Source organism: Yersinia enterocolitica, from assembly GCA_002082245.2.
Classification (GTDB): domain Bacteria; phylum Pseudomonadota; class Gammaproteobacteria; order Enterobacterales; family Enterobacteriaceae; genus Yersinia; species Yersinia enterocolitica_E.
This window is the reverse complement of the sequence record NBTC02000002.1, coordinates 66,284-82,401: the sequence shown is the minus strand read 5'-3', so window position 1 is coordinate 82,401 and position 16,118 is coordinate 66,284. Positions and strand designations below refer to the sequence as shown.

Below are 16,118 nucleotides of genomic sequence, written 5' to 3'. Positions count from 1 at the left end.
ACAATCAATAAATTAACGTTTATACCGCGCTTATAATAACTGTGTACTAAAGCCTAATTTCTGCAACAGTTCAGCACTGGCAGCATCATCGCACTGCACGCAGAGTGATGACCACTCACGGCGTTCCTGATAGTGCTTACGCAGCCGATCAAACTCACCGGGGATACCGGCCACATGGCGCAGTGGCGCATCATCGCGGCGCACATCATACACCAAGTGCATCAATCGTTTTAATTTGCCTTCATCCAACGCACCGTTCAGTCTCAAGTGGCTAAACTCCGGTTGAGGCAATAAAGAAGCTAGCTCTACCGACTGCGGCTGCCCCAGATGTTGACTAAAAGCTTCAAACACTTGTGTGGTACCACGTGCTTTACCTTCCAGCGTATAGCCGGCGATATGTGGCGTCCCGATATCAATCCGCCCTAACAGCGGCAAAGATAATTCCGGTTCCGGTTCCCATACATCCAGAACCACGCTGAGTTTTTTACCTTTTTCCAACGCACCAAGCAGCGCGGCATTATCCACCACGGCTCCGCGGCAGGCATTAATCAGAATACGGCCATCCGGCAAGGCTGCCAGTAATTCATCGTCCGCCATGTGCAGGCTTTGATAAGGGCCGGTTTTATTCAACGGCGTATGGAAAGTGAGAACATCTGCCTCTCGCACCAGTTTTTCCAGCGGCCAGAAAGTGTCGTTATCACCTCTGTCTGCTCGTGGTGGATCGCACAGTAAAGTCCGCACACCAAGGGCTTGTAGCCTGGTATTCAATCTGGCCCCGACATTCCCCACCCCAATAATACCGACAGTTTTGTCACGCAATTGGAAACCATCACGTTCGGCCATCATCATCAGTGCGGAAAAAACATATTCCACAACCGCAATGGCATTACAACCGGGAGCTGCGGAGAAACCGATTCCCTGTTGCTGTAGCCAGTTATCGTCGACATGGTCGGTACCGGCGGTTGCCGTGCCCACAAAGCCAATTGACGTACCTTGCAGCAACGCCTCATTCACTTTGGTAACCGAGCGCACCATCAGTGCGTCAGCATTAGCCAGTGCTTCACGGGGGATTGGCCGCCCCGGCACTGCCTGTACCTCACCTAAACGCCGAAATAGCACATCTGCGTACGGCATATTCTCATCAACCAGGATTTTCACTTTATTCTCCGGCAGCTTACTGCCCTATAGATGAAAAGCAGGGACTTAGTATATACCCAAAGAAGTTGGAGTTGCAGCCAACCCCCTACAGCTTCAGGATGAAGACGATCCCCAAAATCATTAGCGTTGCAGGTAGGCGGCAAGCGAATAAATCCCGATGAGCTGACTCAAGTCAGTGATTCGGGTGCGTGAGCATAGCCAACCCCCTACAGCTTCAGGATGAAGACGATCCCCAAAATCATTGGCGTTGCAGGTAGGCGGCAAGCGAATAAATCCCGACGAGCTGACTCAAGTCAGTGATTCGGGTGCGTGAGCATAGCCAACCCCCTACAGCTTCAGGATGAAGACGATCCCCAAAATCATTGGCGTTGCAGGTAGGCGGCAAGCGAATAAATCCCGATGAGCTGACTCAAGTCAGTGATTCGGGTGCGTGAGCATAGCCAACACCCCTGCGGCGTCAAGGATGAAGGGGATTGTTGCGACGAAAACGCTCCGGCGTAGTCCCTGCAATTTGCTGGAACATGGCGATAAAAGCCGATGAGGAGCTATACCCAACATCCAGTGCGACACTTTGCACGGTTTTGCCCTTTTCTAACAATGAGATCGCATGTAAAAAACGCAGCCGCTGCCGCCATTCGCTAAAAACCATACCCAGTTCTTGTTGGCAGCGGCGCGATAACGTCCGCTCGGTGGTATAGACCCGCTTAGCCCACTGCGCCAGCGAGGTATTGTCCGCCGGGCAGCGCTCTAGCGCCGCCAGAATAGGTGACAGTAATTTATCCTGTGAGGTGGGCAGATAGGTGCGTTGTACCGGTGACAACCTGAGTTGATCAATTAATACGTGGGCTAAGCGCATATCTTGCTCGCTTTCCGGCATCAATAAACCACGGGAGAAGCAATCTTCCACAATGGTATTAAAGATTGGACTGACATTAATCAGGCAAGCTGATAGCGGTAACTCATCACACAGCGTAGGTGCAATATCAATGGCACGAAATTGCATCGGCTTACGGTTATGGCTGGAGTGCTCCATGCCGGCCGGTATCCAGACACTGAATTCAGGGGGGGCCAGAAAACGCTGCCCGCCGATACTCATCGCTACCACACCTGACTTTACGCAGATCAACTGCCCGTAAGGATGGGTATGCGGCAAAAACTCAGTATTGGCATTAAAGGCCTCACAGCGAAAGGAAAGGCTCAGTGGCACGGTTGTGGCAACCACCGGGAAAGAGGGTTCTGCCATCGTGAACTGTCTCCTGTAAAAAATGATTCCTGCCGAGATTGTCCTAATCGCAGCAGTTATTGTCTGATTTTCAGTATATAGAATAAATCAGACAACTGTAGACTACGTCACATGTTATTTAGATGAGAATTATTATCATGAATATGTTATTCCCCCTGTTCGCGGTGATCATCTGGTCCATCAATGCCGTAGTCAGTAAGGTCTCTGCCACCGCAATTGATCCCGCCGCCATCTCGTTTTATCGCTGGGTGCTGGCGTTGCTAACGTTAACCCCATTCTTGCTGCTGGGTGTTATCCGCAATTGGCAGGCAATCCGCGTTTATTGGTGGAAATTGATGATATTGGGGATGCTGGGCATGGTGCTGTACCAAAGCCTGGCGTACTACGCGGCTCACAGTGTTAGCGCCCTGTTTATGGGGATTCTCAGTTCGTTAATTCCCTTACTGACTGTGCTTATTAGCATTGTGGTGTTACGAGTCGCCCCCACGGTAGGCATTGCATTAGGTAGCGTGCTGTCATTAGGGGGACTAGTGTGGTTGGTTAGTGCAGGTAACCCGGCACAACTGTTGCAACATGGTATCGGCAAAGGCGAATTGATGATGTTCGGCGCATCGGCATCCTATGCGCTGTATGGCGTATTAACCAAACGCTGGGCGATTCAATTACCCAACTGGCAGTCCCTTTATATGCAGATCGTTTTCGGCGTGGTGCTATTATTGCCTAATTTCCTGATGGCTTCAGATGTGCAATTGACGGCGCAGAATATTCCATTGGTGCTATTTGCTGGGATCCCAGCCTCAATTATTGCGCCTTATTTGTGGATCCACGGTGTGATGCGGTTAGGGGCAAATACTGCGTCGATATTTATGAATCTGACACCGGTATTTACCGCCATTATTGCCGTGGCCTTCCTTCATGAGCAATTACACAGCTATCACCTGATTGGCGGGGGTATCACGCTGGCTGGGGTGATATTAGCTCAGCGCCTGCGCACCCCATTGCGAAGAGCGGCGGCGCAGTAAAAATAAGGTAGCGGCGTATATTCTGCGCAGCTACCCCTGCCCTGTTTTTATTCCGCGCTAACCGCCACCATTGCTGCTTGAGCCTTATCTTTACGATGCAACATCAACACCCCCAGTAATACCAGCGCGCTGCCCAACAATTGGGAGGGAGAGAGTGTTTCGCCCAACAAGAAATATGCAATCACCGCAGTGAAGACCAGTTCCAGCGTTAATAGTAGGCTAGCCACCGCCAAAGAGAGTGTTTTCAAACTGAGATTAAACAGGCCAAACCCCAGTAACGTTGGACCGGCGGCTAAAATTAACAATAGCCCCCAACCAGACCATTGAATGCCATTAGCTCTATGGGATAAGAAAAATAGATCACCCACCATTGGCTGTAACCCAGACAATGGAAACCACAGCAATAACTGATTAAATATCAGTTGGTAGATGGCGGAGAAACCAAAGACGTAAAGAATAGTGTTCCAGACCGGATAACAGCGTTCAGTCGCAATGCGCCCAGCCAGAGTATAAAAGCTGTAACCAATACCGGAGGCCAATCCGATAAATAAGCCAACAAAATTAAAGTCTGATGCAATAATATTCAGGCCATCGCTGACTAAGAAACAACCCAACAGGCTGATAATAATAACCAGTAATTCACGCCAGCCCATATATTCGTTATAGAAAACCCAGCCGAGAAACACGGTAAAACCGATTGAGCAATAGACCAGAATGGTGGAGATCGACGCACCGTTTAAAGCGACAGATTCAGTCCATAGCCCATTAAAGACCGCCAGCAATAAGCCATATGCCGTATAGAATTTTAGCTGGCACCCGCGTAATTTGGCCCATTCCGGTTTGGTCAGAAGTAAAATAGGTAATAACACCATGGCGACCAGTGCTGCCCGCCAGAAAGCCAATACCGAAGTGGGTAGATGATAATGCGCCGTGAGGATGCGAATTATGATGCCGGTAAAACCCAACAACATGGCACTAATAATCGCCAGCAGATAGCCTTGTCGTTTGCCACTAAACCCGCCGTTGCCCGCCCCGATAGAGCCAAATGCTGATGGGAATAAATCTGCCGGAATCGCCATAACAACCTCATAACTACTTTCAGGATATTAATCAGATAGCGATTGTACCCCCCATGTTCTCTGCCACCAGAGCCACTTTCCCACTGATTGATACAGGCCACTTTTTTCCTCTTGAAGCCTTGTTAACCTTGAGTATAGTGACAATATATTATCCACAGTGAGCCACTTTTGGTCGGTGAGACATGCATATTCCGTTAGATCGCCAGCAAGACATTCCACTGTATCTACAAATCGAAGAGGCATTGCGCCGTGCTATCCTCAGTGGGGTGTTTGCTGATGGCGACAAACTGCCCTCAACCCGCACCTTGGCAGCAGAATTATCAGTGAGCCGCCTCACAGTGGATAATGCTTATGCCGAGCTGGCGGCAAAGGGGTTATTACAACAACGTCGCGGCAGCGGTGCCTATGTCTGTCACCTCTCGCCGCCGCCAAGCCATCCGCATCCACGGCTACATGGTGAGTTTCCACTGGATCGTTTTACCACTGTCACCTCAAGGCTGGACGGGTATGCCGATATCCCCTTACCGCCAGATACCATTAATTTTGCTGCTGGCATCGGTAGCCCCAAAATTTTCCCATTGGATGAATTCCGCCAGATCTTGCATTCAATTCTGCGCCGCCATGCTGAAGAAGCATTCAGTTACGGCGATTACTGTGGCTATTATCCATTGCGCGATACACTCAGCCGCATTCTATCCGCACAAGGTATCCCAACACGGCCAGAGCAACTGTTGATAACCAACGGTTCACAACACGCCATCAGTCTGATCAGTCAATCACTGCTGGCCCCAGGTGATAGTGTGCTGGTAGAAGAACCCACTTATGCCGAAGCATTAGCCCTGTTCCGCCTGCATAAAGTGAATATTATTGCTCTGCCCAGCGACCAACAAGGCATGAATCTGGCGACCCTGCCTGCGCTGTTAGCCAGGCATCAACCGAAACTTATCTATTGCATTCCCAACTTTAATAACCCCACCGGACGCTGTATGAGTGAAGAGCGCCGCCATCAGTTAGTGCAAATAGCCAGAACTGCTGGGGTGCCGATACTTGAAGATGATTATGTGGGTGACTTGCGTTACAGCGGCAAAAAGCTGCCTTCGCTGCGTTCACTGGCAGCCGCGGGTGAAGTTATCTATGTCAGTACTTTTTCCAAAATGTTACTGCCCAGCATGCGCATTGGTTATCTGGTGGCAGACGCACCCCATTACATCCAACTGGCGCGCTTAAAGCATGTTGACAGTTTTACCAGCTCGAACCTGATCCAACGGGCGTTGGATGCATTTGTCACTGTCGGGCGCTATGACAAACAACTTCGTCGGGCTTGCCGTTTGTACCGCCAGCACCGTGATGCCATGGTCGATGCCCTCCAGCAGACACTGCCACTCGGCTGCCAGTTTGAAGTTCCTGATGGGGGATTATTTATCTGGCTACAATTGCCAGCAAACGTGCCAATGACTCAATTAATGCCGCTGGCGTGGCAGGCGGGGGTCACTTTCGCTAAAGGTGGCGGGTTTTACCGCGAAGAGTCAGATGGAGAGTTCACCCTCCGTTTGAATTTTGCCGCTAATTCGCCCGAGCTGATTAGCCAAGGAATAGCCAGATTAAGTGCGGCGATTGGTCAGTGCCAAGCATAATATTAATCAAAAAAACGCACCACCAAAAGTCAGACTGAGTCCAACTTTTGGCGTGCGTTTCACTGTGGAGTTGGCTAAACAGCGTTACCTCAGAACGAGGCCAGCCATAAACGCAGTTTCATGCCCCAATAGCTGCTCCATCCGCTGGTATTTTGTACCATTTTGCCTTGATAAAGGATCACTAACGTCGGTGTAACACTGACTTGCCACTGCGCTGACAACTCGCCGCGTGGGTCATTTATCACCGGTAACCGGTAGCCTTTTTTGGTCAGCCAGCGCTCAAGCTGTGGTGCTTCACCAGAGCGTAGTGCCACTGTCATCACATTCTCCCCCTCCTGCACCAATTGATTGACACTGGGGCTGGTGAATTTACACACGCCGCACCATGTTGCCCAAAAATAGATGAGCAACGGTTTGTCCTGGCTCATCGCCTTTAGCGAGACAGTCTGGCCCTCCAGGGTTTGTAATGACACATCGCCCCAATCAGCAGGTACCTGCGGGCTACGCAACCAATCCATCGCCAAAGAGACCACCGTGACCAGTACCAGCAGAATAACCAGCTCTTTACCCCACCGCTTCAAGCGACTCATTTACCCGCCTTAGCCAGTTGCTGCTTCACTATCTCCTCCAGTTGCTCATAGGAAATAGCACCTGGGATCATCTGATTACCAATCAAAGTGGCAGGTGTGCCTTGGATACCCAGTTGATCCGCTAATTTCAGGTTGGTACGCAACACATTCAAGCTCTGCTCGCTTGGTGCTACCGGCGTAACACCGGTTTTTTTCTGCGCCGCGGCAATACTGTCAGCATCGTGGAAACCTTTTTTCGCCATCAAGCGCTGATGAAATGGCAGAAATTGATTCGGATGTTGTTGCCACAGTGTCAACGCCAACCGTGCACTGGTCACCGAGCTTTCCCCTTTAAACGGTAGCGGTTTTATCACCACCGCCACTTGCGGGTACTCCTTCACTACCTTTTCCAGCAACGGATCAAAAGTTTTACAAAATGGGCAGTTGTAATCGGTAAATGAAACCAATGTCAGGGCTGGAGTTGCAGCCCCGAAACGTGGGCTACCAGGGTCTTGGAACAGCGCCTGCTTATTGGCTGCGATAAATTGATCCATTTGCTGCCCTTGCGCTTCATTAGCTTGCTGTTGCAAGGCATTGATGGATTGTTCAAGAATGTCTGGATTGGCGACCAGCGTTTCACGGATTAACGCTTTAATCCGCACTTCCTGCTCCGGCGTAAAAGGTGCAGCCGCCCACAGTGAGGTCGAGATCAGCGCTAACAACACAACCATGATAATTTTCATTCTTTATTTCCTTTAGCATCGGCCAAAATTTTTAATAACACGTCACGGTCCAACAGTGGCGAGAGCACCACACCCTGTGGTTGCTGTGGCCCATAAATTTGATTAAATGGGATTGCGACACTGCCGCGCTGGCGCAAAAACTCAGTAATATCAGCAGAAGGTCGCGTCCAGTCACCGCGTAACGCCACCACATCAGGTGCTTGCAACGCCTGCTGCACATCGTCACGCATCAGGACGTGTATTTTGTTAACTTTACAGGTCACACACCAATCGGCAGTGACATCGACAAACACTCGCTTATGCTCCATCAAGGCTTTCTTAATGGCTGATTCAGTTAATGGCTGCCACGGGATGGTGTCATGTAGCGGTTTGCGCCATAGATTAGCCGTCAGCGAACCCGCCAACAGTAATCCGCCGATAATCAACACCCCGATTAAGCTGACGATTGCGGCAACACGCACGCCATAGCGCCAGCCAATTGCCAGTAATAGCGCTAACAGCAACACTCCGCTAATCACCATCACCAGTTGTGAGCCAATATGGCTCACCATCAGGCTCAGTAACCACAGACTTGATGCCAGCATCAGCCCCCCCATCCCGATACGCAGACGGTTCATCCAACGACCTGGACGGGGCAAAAACAGCACCAATCTAGGCCATAGCGCCACCGCCAACCACGGCAGGCTCATACCAACCCCCAGGGCGGTAAATATGCCCCACAGCGCCGGTAAAGGGGCGGCCAGTGCAAAGGCTACCGCCGTCCCCAAAAATGGCGCGGAACACGGGGTTGCCAGTAGCGTCGCCAATGCGCCCTGTCCAAAGTGGCCGGCCAAACCGCGAGCCCCCGATTGCTCCACACGAGGCGCGGCAATACGGCTATTGAGCGATGAGGAGAGGTTAATTTCGAACAAGCCGAACAGGTTGGCCGTAAAGAGTGCGGTAACCAACACCATAAAGCCGATAAACCAAGGGCTTTGGAACTGAATTCCCCAGCCAAGGGCATGATTACCTAAACGCAAGGCGGTCATCAGTAATGCCAACAACCAAAACGAAGTCACAATCCCAGCAGACGATGCCAGAAACTGCCAACGAATCTGACGGCGGGTTTGCTGCCCAGTCTGCAAAATAGACCCCAGTTTCATTGCAAGGACCGGAAGCACACAAGGCATCAGATTAAGAATAAATCCGCCCGCCAGCGCCATCACTATCCAAGACCAAAAACGAGTGGAGGATTGCGGTAAAGTGAGCGCTTGCCCAATGGTCACCGTGGTCTCTTGCGCCAGACCCGCATCAGTAATCACCATCGTCAGGGGTTTACCACGTAGATCCCCCACGCCCTCCCCCCAACCATCAGTCGCAGGAACCCGTACCGATAACTGATTACCCTGCACACTGACCAGCGGTTTACCGAGATCCACGTCCGCCAAGGTATCGAAGAACAACTCGGGCTGTTGCCAACCTTCGTCACGCACCGCCAGAATTTGCACCTCGCCATGATCAAAACCAGCTTGGATCTGTTGGGTCAGGGCATTGGCAATGGGTACCTGCCCCATCGCCTGGGCAAAATCATGTTGGAATTGCTGTTGGTTTTCGCCACTTAACGGCGAGGAAAGATCGATGCTAAACGGGTAGTCAGTCAAAATGCAGACATTGCTACAGGTCGATAGGGTCAAGATGCCACTTAGCGTTTTGGGTGCCTTAGCGGAAATGACGATCGGCAGCATGGCCTGCTCGTGATAGCCCTGAGTAGAGATACCAGAAACATCAAACCGTTGTGGTACAGGCCAGTACCATTTTACCGCATCAAGAGCGGTGCTCCAGACAATGGTCGGTGCAATGCCCCCTTCACCCGGTGAGCGCCAATAGGTTTTCCAGCCTTTCTCCAGTTGAACGGAAAGTAACAGGCGGGTTTCACCGCTCGTTGAAGGTTCGGCACGAATCCGCACCTTAGCATGTGAGTTTTGTGGGCTGACCAACCAGCCGCTGTCTGCCGCCCAAAGGGTGGGCATCCATAGCAGTAACAGACAGAACAACGCTGTCTTGCTTAAATTGAACATGATTCTTCTCCAGAAATAGATTAATCACAGCAACCCCAAGGGATGCCGTAGTTATGCCAAAAGCATCTCTATTCCCGGAAAATGCACAATCGCAGATGCACCCTCAAACGGCTGGGTGATATCACTCGGGGTGGTGGAAACCTCATGCGGGTCGGGATCACCGGCCCCAATAGCAAGAGTAATAAACCCAGAGAAAAAATCGCTAATTCGAACAGAACAGGCGGGGATGCCAACAGGGATTTGGCACTTAGCTCACAAGGGGTGGGTGCCTCATCAGCATCGACAGCAACCTGTGATGATGATGTCTGAAGGAGGTTTTTTTCCAACGCGTGCAGGCTGGCGATGCGTTGTGTCATACAAACTAATATGACTAGGCAAGCCAGGCAGAGGAACCACTTTGCCGCGCGCTGTTGTTTAACCATTATTCGTGTTTAACCATTATCCGTATTTAATTCTAATCCATATAATTCATCAGTAAAATTGATAAATTAGTCTCATTCAAGACCGAGCGCCCATCTTAGCGGCATAATCAAGATTATCAATGTCTGAACTTAAACAATCACTCAAAGTGACATTTAATTACAAACGTAGTTAACAAAAAAAACATAATCTGACGGTATGGGTCGCCCACATTTGCGCGTATCATATTGGTAGCCTGCATCTATTGCCGGGTACTTTATGAATTTCCACAGTATCGCCTCCACAGCGAAGGACCGGTTATATGCAACCTTTGAACGGCCCAAGTGTGCCGATTGCCAATGATCGCAATGTCGCACCGACCAAAATACCTCATCAGGGCCAAGTGGAAGATCAGGCACTTACCCCTGCGCAACGCACTACGCTGGAGAAGCTAATTGTGCGGATCATGGCCCTTAGCCCAATCAAATCTGCTGAGATCTGGGCCGGTCTGCGTCATGATTTATCCTTGGGTAGCACTAGCGACTTACTGGCACGCCACTTCCAGCCCGCTGAGCAATTGCTGCAAACCCGTCTGGCGCAGGCACAGGAAAATCATGCCAATCACCAGTTGCGCCAACAACTGACCGAACTGCTGCCTCAAGGCAACAACCGGCAAGCTGTCAGTGATTTTATCCGTCAGCACTTTGGTCATACTGTATTAAGTCAGTTAAGCCATTCAGAGTTACAACAAGTTCTGGTGCTGCTGCAATCCGGGACACTGAATATTCCACAGCCACAACTGGCAACAATAACTGATCGGCCGTTACTGCCGGCGGAGCATCAGAATATTCAATCGCTAGTAGCAAAACTTAGTGCCGCAACCGGCGAGCAACCGGCCAAAATATGGCAGGCATTATTTGATATGGTGGGGGTGAAAAGTAATGATCCGTTACCTGCACGCCATTTCCAGATACTCAGCCAGTTTTTACAGACCAAAGTGGCACTCAGCCAGCAAACAGCACCTACATTGGTTAACTTGCAAACCGCGTTGAAACAGCCCGCTGATGCGCAGGAACAACAATTATTAATTGATTACAGCCAGAGTCGCTTCCAGGCCAGTCCCATCACGCCGCTGACGCAAGCGCAGTTGAACGACATTATCAATGTCCTGTTTACCGCCAGATTGGATCGGGCCAATGCAGCCCAACGTTTAGCAGAAGATCAAAAAATTCTGCAACCAGTGATTAACCCGCTAATTGCCGCCTTACCTCAATCATTACAGCCATTGTTGCAAAAACCGTCACTGGCATTTGTGGCGCTGATCATAGTGATGGTCTTTTTGTTGGCTATCTTCTTCTAATGACCGATGTCGGCTCAGGTTATTTCCCGCTGAGCCGCGCCTGTGACTATCATAATAACCACCAGCCAACCAGAGCACTCCACAACAAAAATGGTAGTGAGTAAGCATGGAATTTTAACCAAATGGCCGGCTCTGCCGCCATTCTCAGCGCAATTAAATTAGCCATAGAACCCAACACAAAACCAAAACCACCAATATTGACCGCATAAGCCACCAGCGCGCTGGAAGGCAGATAATTAAGCAGCAATATTGTGGCGGGGACATTACTGATCAGTTGCGATAGGCCAATAGCCAAAATATAGGCGGCAGCCGTAGACAATGTTTTGATTTCACCGAACAGCGATTGTAAAGCAGGTAATTCCGTCAGTAGGCGCACGTCAATAAACATCGCCATAAAGACCACAATCAAGCTCCAGTCAATGGCCAGTAACACCCGCCGCGCCAATAGCAATAAACCGGCAAAAACGATAAGTAGCCCATAACCTGCCCAGCCCAAATCCACGCAGATAATAAAAATCACATACAGCGCCAAACAACTCAGCAACAGGCGGAACTGGTAAGGATAAATCGGGCTTGAGGCCTGTTTCTTTATCTTACGCGCCGGGAAACGCCACCATGTTACCGCGAATAATGTCAGCAGAATAATGGCTGCTAAAGGTGCCATTTGGCGAGTAAAACCGATAAAAGAGAGTTCGGAACGGCTCCATAACAGAATATTTTGTGGGTTGCCGATCGGTGTTAATAGCGACCCGGCATTGACTGCCAGCGCCGAGAAAATGATCAGACGAGAAACCGGCAGAGACGATATTTTTTTCAACGTCAAAATCAGTGGAATGATGATAAATAGCGCCACATCATTGGTTAGAAAGGATGACAACAGCGCCGCGGCTAAGACTAAAAACAGCGCCAGATACCGCTCAGTGTGGAGTGTATTAATAATTTTCCGGCCAATAAAATCGAAGTAACCGCTAACCTCAACCCCTTTAGTCAGTAGCATTAATCCCAATAAAGTAACAATGGTGGTCCAGTCAATAAACTGTGGAAAGGAGACAATTTGGGCCGGCATTAAGACGGTTAACCCTATCCCAAAGATCAATAGAATATGTAATAGACGATCTTCCAGAAAAGGTCTGAATAGTGTTTTTACTGCTCGCTGAGTCGTGGCAAATAATGTCATCAGAAAATCTACAAACGGCCTGGGGCTGACAAAGAGAGATTACGTTAGCGTAGCCTATCATTTTATGCCAGCCCCTATTATCTACTGGCTGCCGCAACCTGCGGCGAGATAGTGTGAACTTAACTTTGCGTGTTGTGTTTTATCGCTTTTCTGAAATCATCCATTGAACAGAACCCGTTAGCATCAATCGGACAGCCCTTAATTTCCAGCGTGACACGTTTTGGTGGTGCCTGAAGGGTCAGCGGCGTCTTATTACGAATTTGCTCAGTCGACAGATAGATATATTCGATCTTCATCATATCTTTATTTTGTTTCGTATCTTTCCAGCGCTCAAATACCACTTTGCCGCTGATTGGCGTTTTCTCATATTGGTCTGGCAATTGGTACTCTTTAGTCTTAAGGGCTGCCAACAATGATGCAATATTAGAGTCATGCCCAACCAATACCGCCAATTTAGCTTTCTGCGCTGCTAATTCATTAGGCGTTTTCTCACCGACGGGATCAAGAGCAGCACTGATAAAACCGACTAACTTCTCAGCCGCATTATCCGCAATGGCAGGAGAACCAAATAACGTCTCATGGTAGAGATTTTTGATATCGATTAATTTACGCCACTCTTCCGCTGACTGAATCCGTCCCCAAGCCACATCTTTAATCGGAAAACCCTCGTAATATTGCAGCATAAACGCATCTGATGCACCGGTACCTAATTTTAACGGGCCGGTAATGCCTGGCTCTTTATTTTGTACCAATACAATATTGGTTGGCTGGGTACTCCAGTCACATTTCTTATCCGTTAAACAGGCGGGTGATTTTTTATAATCCAATACGCGGGAAAGTAAGTCGTAATTAGGCTGTAAACGTTTATTCAGCCCTTCGACCCCACCCGGCCCGGCGTGTTGATTAATCGATGCCAAGGCTTTTTCTTTAAATTCTGGTGTGACATCTAGCGTGATGATCGGATTAAAAACCGGATCCATTTTGCCGATATCTTTTTGGTGCGCCACTGGCACATTACAACCAGGGAAAGCGCCGAATAAGAAATGTTGCGCGGTACCAATGGTCCTTGGCAAGCTGTTAGCATAAGTAAATACCGTGGTATCTGCCGGGCATCCTGCCGCTTTCAGCAATTTGGCATTAACCAGCCACTCGCGGAAATACCCCCCCATCATCGCCTCAAGCTCTGCCCCTTTCGGTGTCAGATACCCTCCTGGGGTGGTCCATTGTGGCCATTTATCTGGTGTCGCACTGGAAAGCATATCGCCATAATTAACTAAAGGTGCGCGTATACCATGCCGGCTCATCACCAGCACTTGTTCAAGTTTATAGTTGTCACTTTTATCCTGTGCTACAACATGGGTTGACGCTGGCAAGAGTAGCGCTAATAGTGTCAGGGTGTATGCCGTCTTTATTTTTATCATCCTAATCTCCGTCATCCTGTTGATGGTAATAGTGTAAAAATAGATAGAAGAATAAATAGATTTATCTATTGCTACAGATTTGTTACAACAAACATGATAGACAGAGATAACAGCTATAGTCGGAGTCTTGTCACAGTTCCGCTAATTGCTTCGTTACAACGTATCCGGGTGTTTCCGCATCGTTAAACTCTTATCCATACTCAGTGCTGATGTTTGCATAGGAATAAACTAATGAAAATTTTGGGTCTTATTGGCGGAATGAGTTGGGAGTCAACCATCCCTTATTACCGGATGATTAACCAGCAGGTTAAAGAACAACTTGGCGGTTTACACAGTGCCAAAATCATTCTCTACAGTGTCGACTTCCATGAGATTGAACAACTTCAGGCCAAGGGTGACTGGGAAACCGCAGCACAGTTGCTGTCTGATGCCGCCGTTTCATTAAAAAATGCCGGGGCTGACGTCATCGTGGTATGCACCAATACTATGCACAAAGTGGCTGATGACATTGAAGCGGCCAGCGGATTACCGTTATTGCATATCGCCGATGCCACTGCCGCACAAATTAAGCAGCAAGGGATCAATAAAATTGGCTTATTGGGTACCCGCTACACCATGGAACAAGATTTTTATCGGGGACGATTGACGCAAAAACACGGTATTGAGGTGATTACCCCCGATAGTATCGATCGCGAGATTGTTAACCGTATTATTTATGAAGAGCTGTGTCTGGGCGTTATCAGTGAAACTTCCCGTCAGGAATATCGCCGCATTATGGGCAAATTAGAACAGCAAGGCGTGCAAGGTATTATCTTTGGTTGCACTGAAATAACATTGTTGGTTAACGCACAAGACGCGAGCGTGCCGGTATTTGATACCACCGCAATACATGCCTGTGCGGCCGCAGAATATGCACTGAAATGCTAATGGTGATTATGCCCCATGCCCCATGCCCCATTTCCCATTTCCCAATGGCAGCAGAGCTTAACACCGCTTACTCCGGCCTCCCTTGCAAGGCTCAGCAATAGGCCGGGTAATAAAGGCTGCTACATCAATGCGCCATTACGTTCGAAAAATATCAACCGCTAATAATATTCCGTCCCGCCGCTTTTGAGTTATAGAGCATTTTATCTGCGCGAATTAATAGTTGTTCCTGTGCTTCATTTTGCCCCAGCTCCACCACACCTAAACTCATTGTCACATTGATATTCCCTTCCACGGGCATGGTTTCGATACGTTGCCTGATTTTCTCGGCGATACATTTAGCCTCATTTAATTGCGTGTTAGGTAACACAATCATAAACTCATCGCCGCCCCAACGGCCTAAAACATCAATTTCCCTAATATTATTCCTAATCACATCAACAATATGCGTCAAGGTTAAGTCCCCAACAGAATGGCCATACTTATCATTAATAGATTTAAAATTGTCTAAATCCAACGAAAGCAATGACAACGGCTGGCAAAATCGTTTTGCGCGGTTATATTCGTGCTTGAGTACTTTTTCCAGCAAATAACGGTTAGCCGCAGAGGTTAATACATCTGTTTCAGATAGACTTTTTTTGATATCGAGTTGCTGTTGTAAGCGGAAATTGGTTTCGCGTAATTCAACGGTTCGCTCTTCGACTAACGCTTCCAGAGATTTATTCTTTAACTCTAACTTTTCCAGACGATGCTTTTTGTCATGGATATTACGGTGAGCGCCGATCATCCTCGATACTGAACCATCACTATTACGCTCAATTACCTTGCCGCGATCTTCAATCCACACATAGTCGCCATCATGAGTCCGGCAACGGTATTCAATCTGGTATCTCTCGGCCTGATTATTAATATAGGCATCAAACTGAAACATCACTCGGTCAAAATCATCTGGATGGATGATTTTCTCCCAAGTATGGACTGTATTTTCAAATGCATCGGCGGGATAGCCCAGCATTTCATACCAGCCAGTATTACGATAAACAAATCCATTGTTGGCATTCCAATCCCAGATACCATCACTTATCACTTCCAGAATTTCATGAACAACGCGCTCGTTTAAATCGGCAATCTTAACCTTCTGATCACTTGGATTATGGCTCATTGAACTACCCTGCTGTGTTGGTAAATTAAAAGACAAAAATAAAATTGTTTAATTATTGTTCTAATATTGTAATTGACGTTTTTGAGCAGGCAAGGATTTTTTAACTTCAAATTTGGCTTTAAAGGAATAAAAAACATTAAAAATAGCTGAAATTAGAGCTAACGCATTAA

Annotated in this window: 14 protein-coding genes; 4 read left to right on the top strand and 10 right to left on the bottom strand. The window is 48.6% G+C overall.

Going from position 1 to position 16,118, the window contains the following annotated elements; all coding sequences use genetic code 11:
- Positions 1-30: 30 nt before the first annotated feature.
- Both A6J66_001700 and A6J66_001695 read right to left on the bottom strand, forming a co-directional pair.
- On the bottom strand, positions 31-1,158 hold the full coding sequence (locus tag A6J66_001700; protein PNM23011.1) for a 4-phosphoerythronate dehydrogenase PdxB: 1,128 nt from the start codon (positions 1,156-1,158) through the stop codon (positions 31-33).
- Between the two features lie 457 nt (positions 1,159-1,615).
- On the bottom strand, positions 1,616-2,401 hold the full coding sequence (locus tag A6J66_001695; GenBank protein PNM23010.1) for an AraC family transcriptional regulator: 786 nt from the start codon (positions 2,399-2,401) through the stop codon (positions 1,616-1,618).
- A gap of 137 nt (positions 2,402-2,538) precedes the next feature.
- Between A6J66_001695 and A6J66_001690 the strand changes: the two genes are divergently transcribed.
- The gene (locus A6J66_001690) at positions 2,539-3,423 is read left to right on the top strand and encodes an EamA/RhaT family transporter (protein ID PNM23009.1); all 885 of its coding nucleotides are present in this window, start codon (positions 2,539-2,541) and stop codon (positions 3,421-3,423) included.
- Positions 3,424-3,470: 47 nt separating this feature from the next.
- Here A6J66_001690 and A6J66_001685 read toward each other — a convergent pair whose 3' ends face one another.
- Entirely contained in the window at positions 3,471-4,502 is a 1,032-nt protein-coding gene (locus tag A6J66_001685; protein ID PNM23008.1) for an EamA family transporter, read from the bottom strand.
- Between the two features lie 182 nt (positions 4,503-4,684).
- Between A6J66_001685 and A6J66_001680 the strand changes: the two genes are divergently transcribed.
- On the top strand, positions 4,685-6,136 hold the full coding sequence (locus A6J66_001680) for a PLP-dependent aminotransferase family protein (protein ID PNM23007.1): 1,452 nt from the start codon (positions 4,685-4,687) through the stop codon (positions 6,134-6,136).
- A gap of 89 nt (positions 6,137-6,225) precedes the next feature.
- Here A6J66_001680 and A6J66_001675 read toward each other — a convergent pair whose 3' ends face one another.
- From A6J66_001675 to A6J66_001660, 4 genes are all read right to left on the bottom strand, one after another.
- Positions 6,226-6,726 (bottom strand): protein disulfide oxidoreductase, encoded by a 501-nt coding sequence (locus A6J66_001675; GenBank protein PNM23006.1) that lies wholly within the window; start codon positions 6,724-6,726, stop codon positions 6,226-6,228.
- Positions 6,723-7,448: a DsbA family protein gene (locus A6J66_001670; protein PNM23005.1), complete on the bottom strand. Its 726-nt coding sequence runs from the start codon at positions 7,446-7,448 to the stop codon at positions 6,723-6,725. Before A6J66_001670 ends, A6J66_001675 begins: the two co-directional genes overlap by 4 nt.
- On the bottom strand, positions 7,445-9,505 hold the full coding sequence (locus A6J66_001665) for a protein-disulfide reductase (GenBank protein PNM23004.1): 2,061 nt from the start codon (positions 9,503-9,505) through the stop codon (positions 7,445-7,447). The genes A6J66_001670 and A6J66_001665 overlap by 4 nt, the downstream gene beginning before the upstream one ends.
- Positions 9,506-9,573: 68 nt before the next feature.
- Entirely contained in the window at positions 9,574-9,927 is a 354-nt protein-coding gene (locus tag A6J66_001660; protein PNM23003.1) for a copper resistance protein, read from the bottom strand.
- 299 nt (positions 9,928-10,226) lie between these two features.
- Between A6J66_001660 and A6J66_001655 the strand changes: the two genes are divergently transcribed.
- The gene (locus tag A6J66_001655; protein PNM23002.1) at positions 10,227-11,264 is read left to right on the top strand and encodes a flagella biosynthesis regulator Flk; all 1,038 of its coding nucleotides are present in this window, start codon (positions 10,227-10,229) and stop codon (positions 11,262-11,264) included.
- 49 nt (positions 11,265-11,313) lie between these two features.
- On the opposite strand, the gene A6J66_001650 is transcribed toward A6J66_001655, so the two are convergent.
- Positions 11,314-12,441, bottom strand: coding sequence for an anion transporter (locus A6J66_001650; protein PNM23001.1), 1,128 nt, complete (start codon positions 12,439-12,441; stop codon positions 11,314-11,316).
- A gap of 119 nt (positions 12,442-12,560) precedes the next feature.
- Positions 12,561-13,862, bottom strand: a complete 1,302-nt coding sequence (locus A6J66_001645) for a bifunctional glucose-1-phosphatase/inositol phosphatase (GenBank protein ID PNM23000.1) — start codon at positions 13,860-13,862, stop codon at positions 12,561-12,563.
- Positions 13,863-14,093: 231 nt separating this feature from the next.
- On the opposite strand from A6J66_001645, the gene A6J66_001640 reads away from it, so the two are divergent.
- Positions 14,094-14,789 carry an aspartate/glutamate racemase family protein gene (locus A6J66_001640; GenBank protein ID PNM22999.1) on the top strand — a complete coding sequence of 232 codons (696 nt, stop codon included), beginning with the start codon at positions 14,094-14,096 and terminating at the stop codon, positions 14,787-14,789.
- A gap of 151 nt (positions 14,790-14,940) precedes the next feature.
- Here the strand turns inward: A6J66_001640 and A6J66_001635 are convergent, their stop codons facing one another.
- Complete coding sequence (locus tag A6J66_001635; protein ID PNM22998.1) at positions 14,941-15,948, bottom strand: PAS domain S-box protein; 1,008 nt, start codon at positions 15,946-15,948, stop codon at positions 14,941-14,943.
- Positions 15,949-16,118 lie beyond the last annotated feature (170 nt).

What these genes read in the sequence shown, in the direction of transcription:
- A6J66_001645 (PNM23000.1), bottom strand. Translation starts at nt 13,862, where the DNA reads ATGATAAAAATAAAGACGGCATACACCCTGACACTATTAGCGCTACTC.
- A6J66_001670 (PNM23005.1), bottom strand. Translation starts at nt 7,448, where the DNA reads ATGAAAATTATCATGGTTGTGTTGTTAGCGCTGATCTCGACCTCACTG.
- A6J66_001635 (PNM22998.1), bottom strand. Translation starts at nt 15,948, where the DNA reads ATGAGCCATAATCCAAGTGATCAGAAGGTTAAGATTGCCGATTTAAAC.
- A6J66_001680 (PNM23007.1), top strand. Translation starts at nt 4,685, where the DNA reads ATGCATATTCCGTTAGATCGCCAGCAAGACATTCCACTGTATCTACAA.
- A6J66_001675 (PNM23006.1), bottom strand. Translation starts at nt 6,726, where the DNA reads ATGAGTCGCTTGAAGCGGTGGGGTAAAGAGCTGGTTATTCTGCTGGTA.
- A6J66_001690 (PNM23009.1), top strand. Translation starts at nt 2,539, where the DNA reads ATGAATATGTTATTCCCCCTGTTCGCGGTGATCATCTGGTCCATCAAT.
- A6J66_001650 (PNM23001.1), bottom strand. Translation starts at nt 12,441, where the DNA reads ATGACATTATTTGCCACGACTCAGCGAGCAGTAAAAACACTATTCAGA.
- A6J66_001640 (PNM22999.1), top strand. Translation starts at nt 14,094, where the DNA reads ATGAAAATTTTGGGTCTTATTGGCGGAATGAGTTGGGAGTCAACCATC.
- A6J66_001695 (PNM23010.1), bottom strand. Translation starts at nt 2,401, where the DNA reads ATGGCAGAACCCTCTTTCCCGGTGGTTGCCACAACCGTGCCACTGAGC.
- A6J66_001655 (PNM23002.1), top strand. Translation starts at nt 10,227, where the DNA reads ATGCAACCTTTGAACGGCCCAAGTGTGCCGATTGCCAATGATCGCAAT.
- A6J66_001685 (PNM23008.1), bottom strand. Translation starts at nt 4,502, where the DNA reads ATGGCGATTCCGGCAGATTTATTCCCATCAGCATTTGGCTCTATCGGG.
- A6J66_001665 (PNM23004.1), bottom strand. Translation starts at nt 9,505, where the DNA reads ATGTTCAATTTAAGCAAGACAGCGTTGTTCTGTCTGTTACTGCTATGG.
- A6J66_001660 (PNM23003.1), bottom strand. Translation starts at nt 9,927, where the DNA reads ATGGTTAAACAACAGCGCGCGGCAAAGTGGTTCCTCTGCCTGGCTTGC.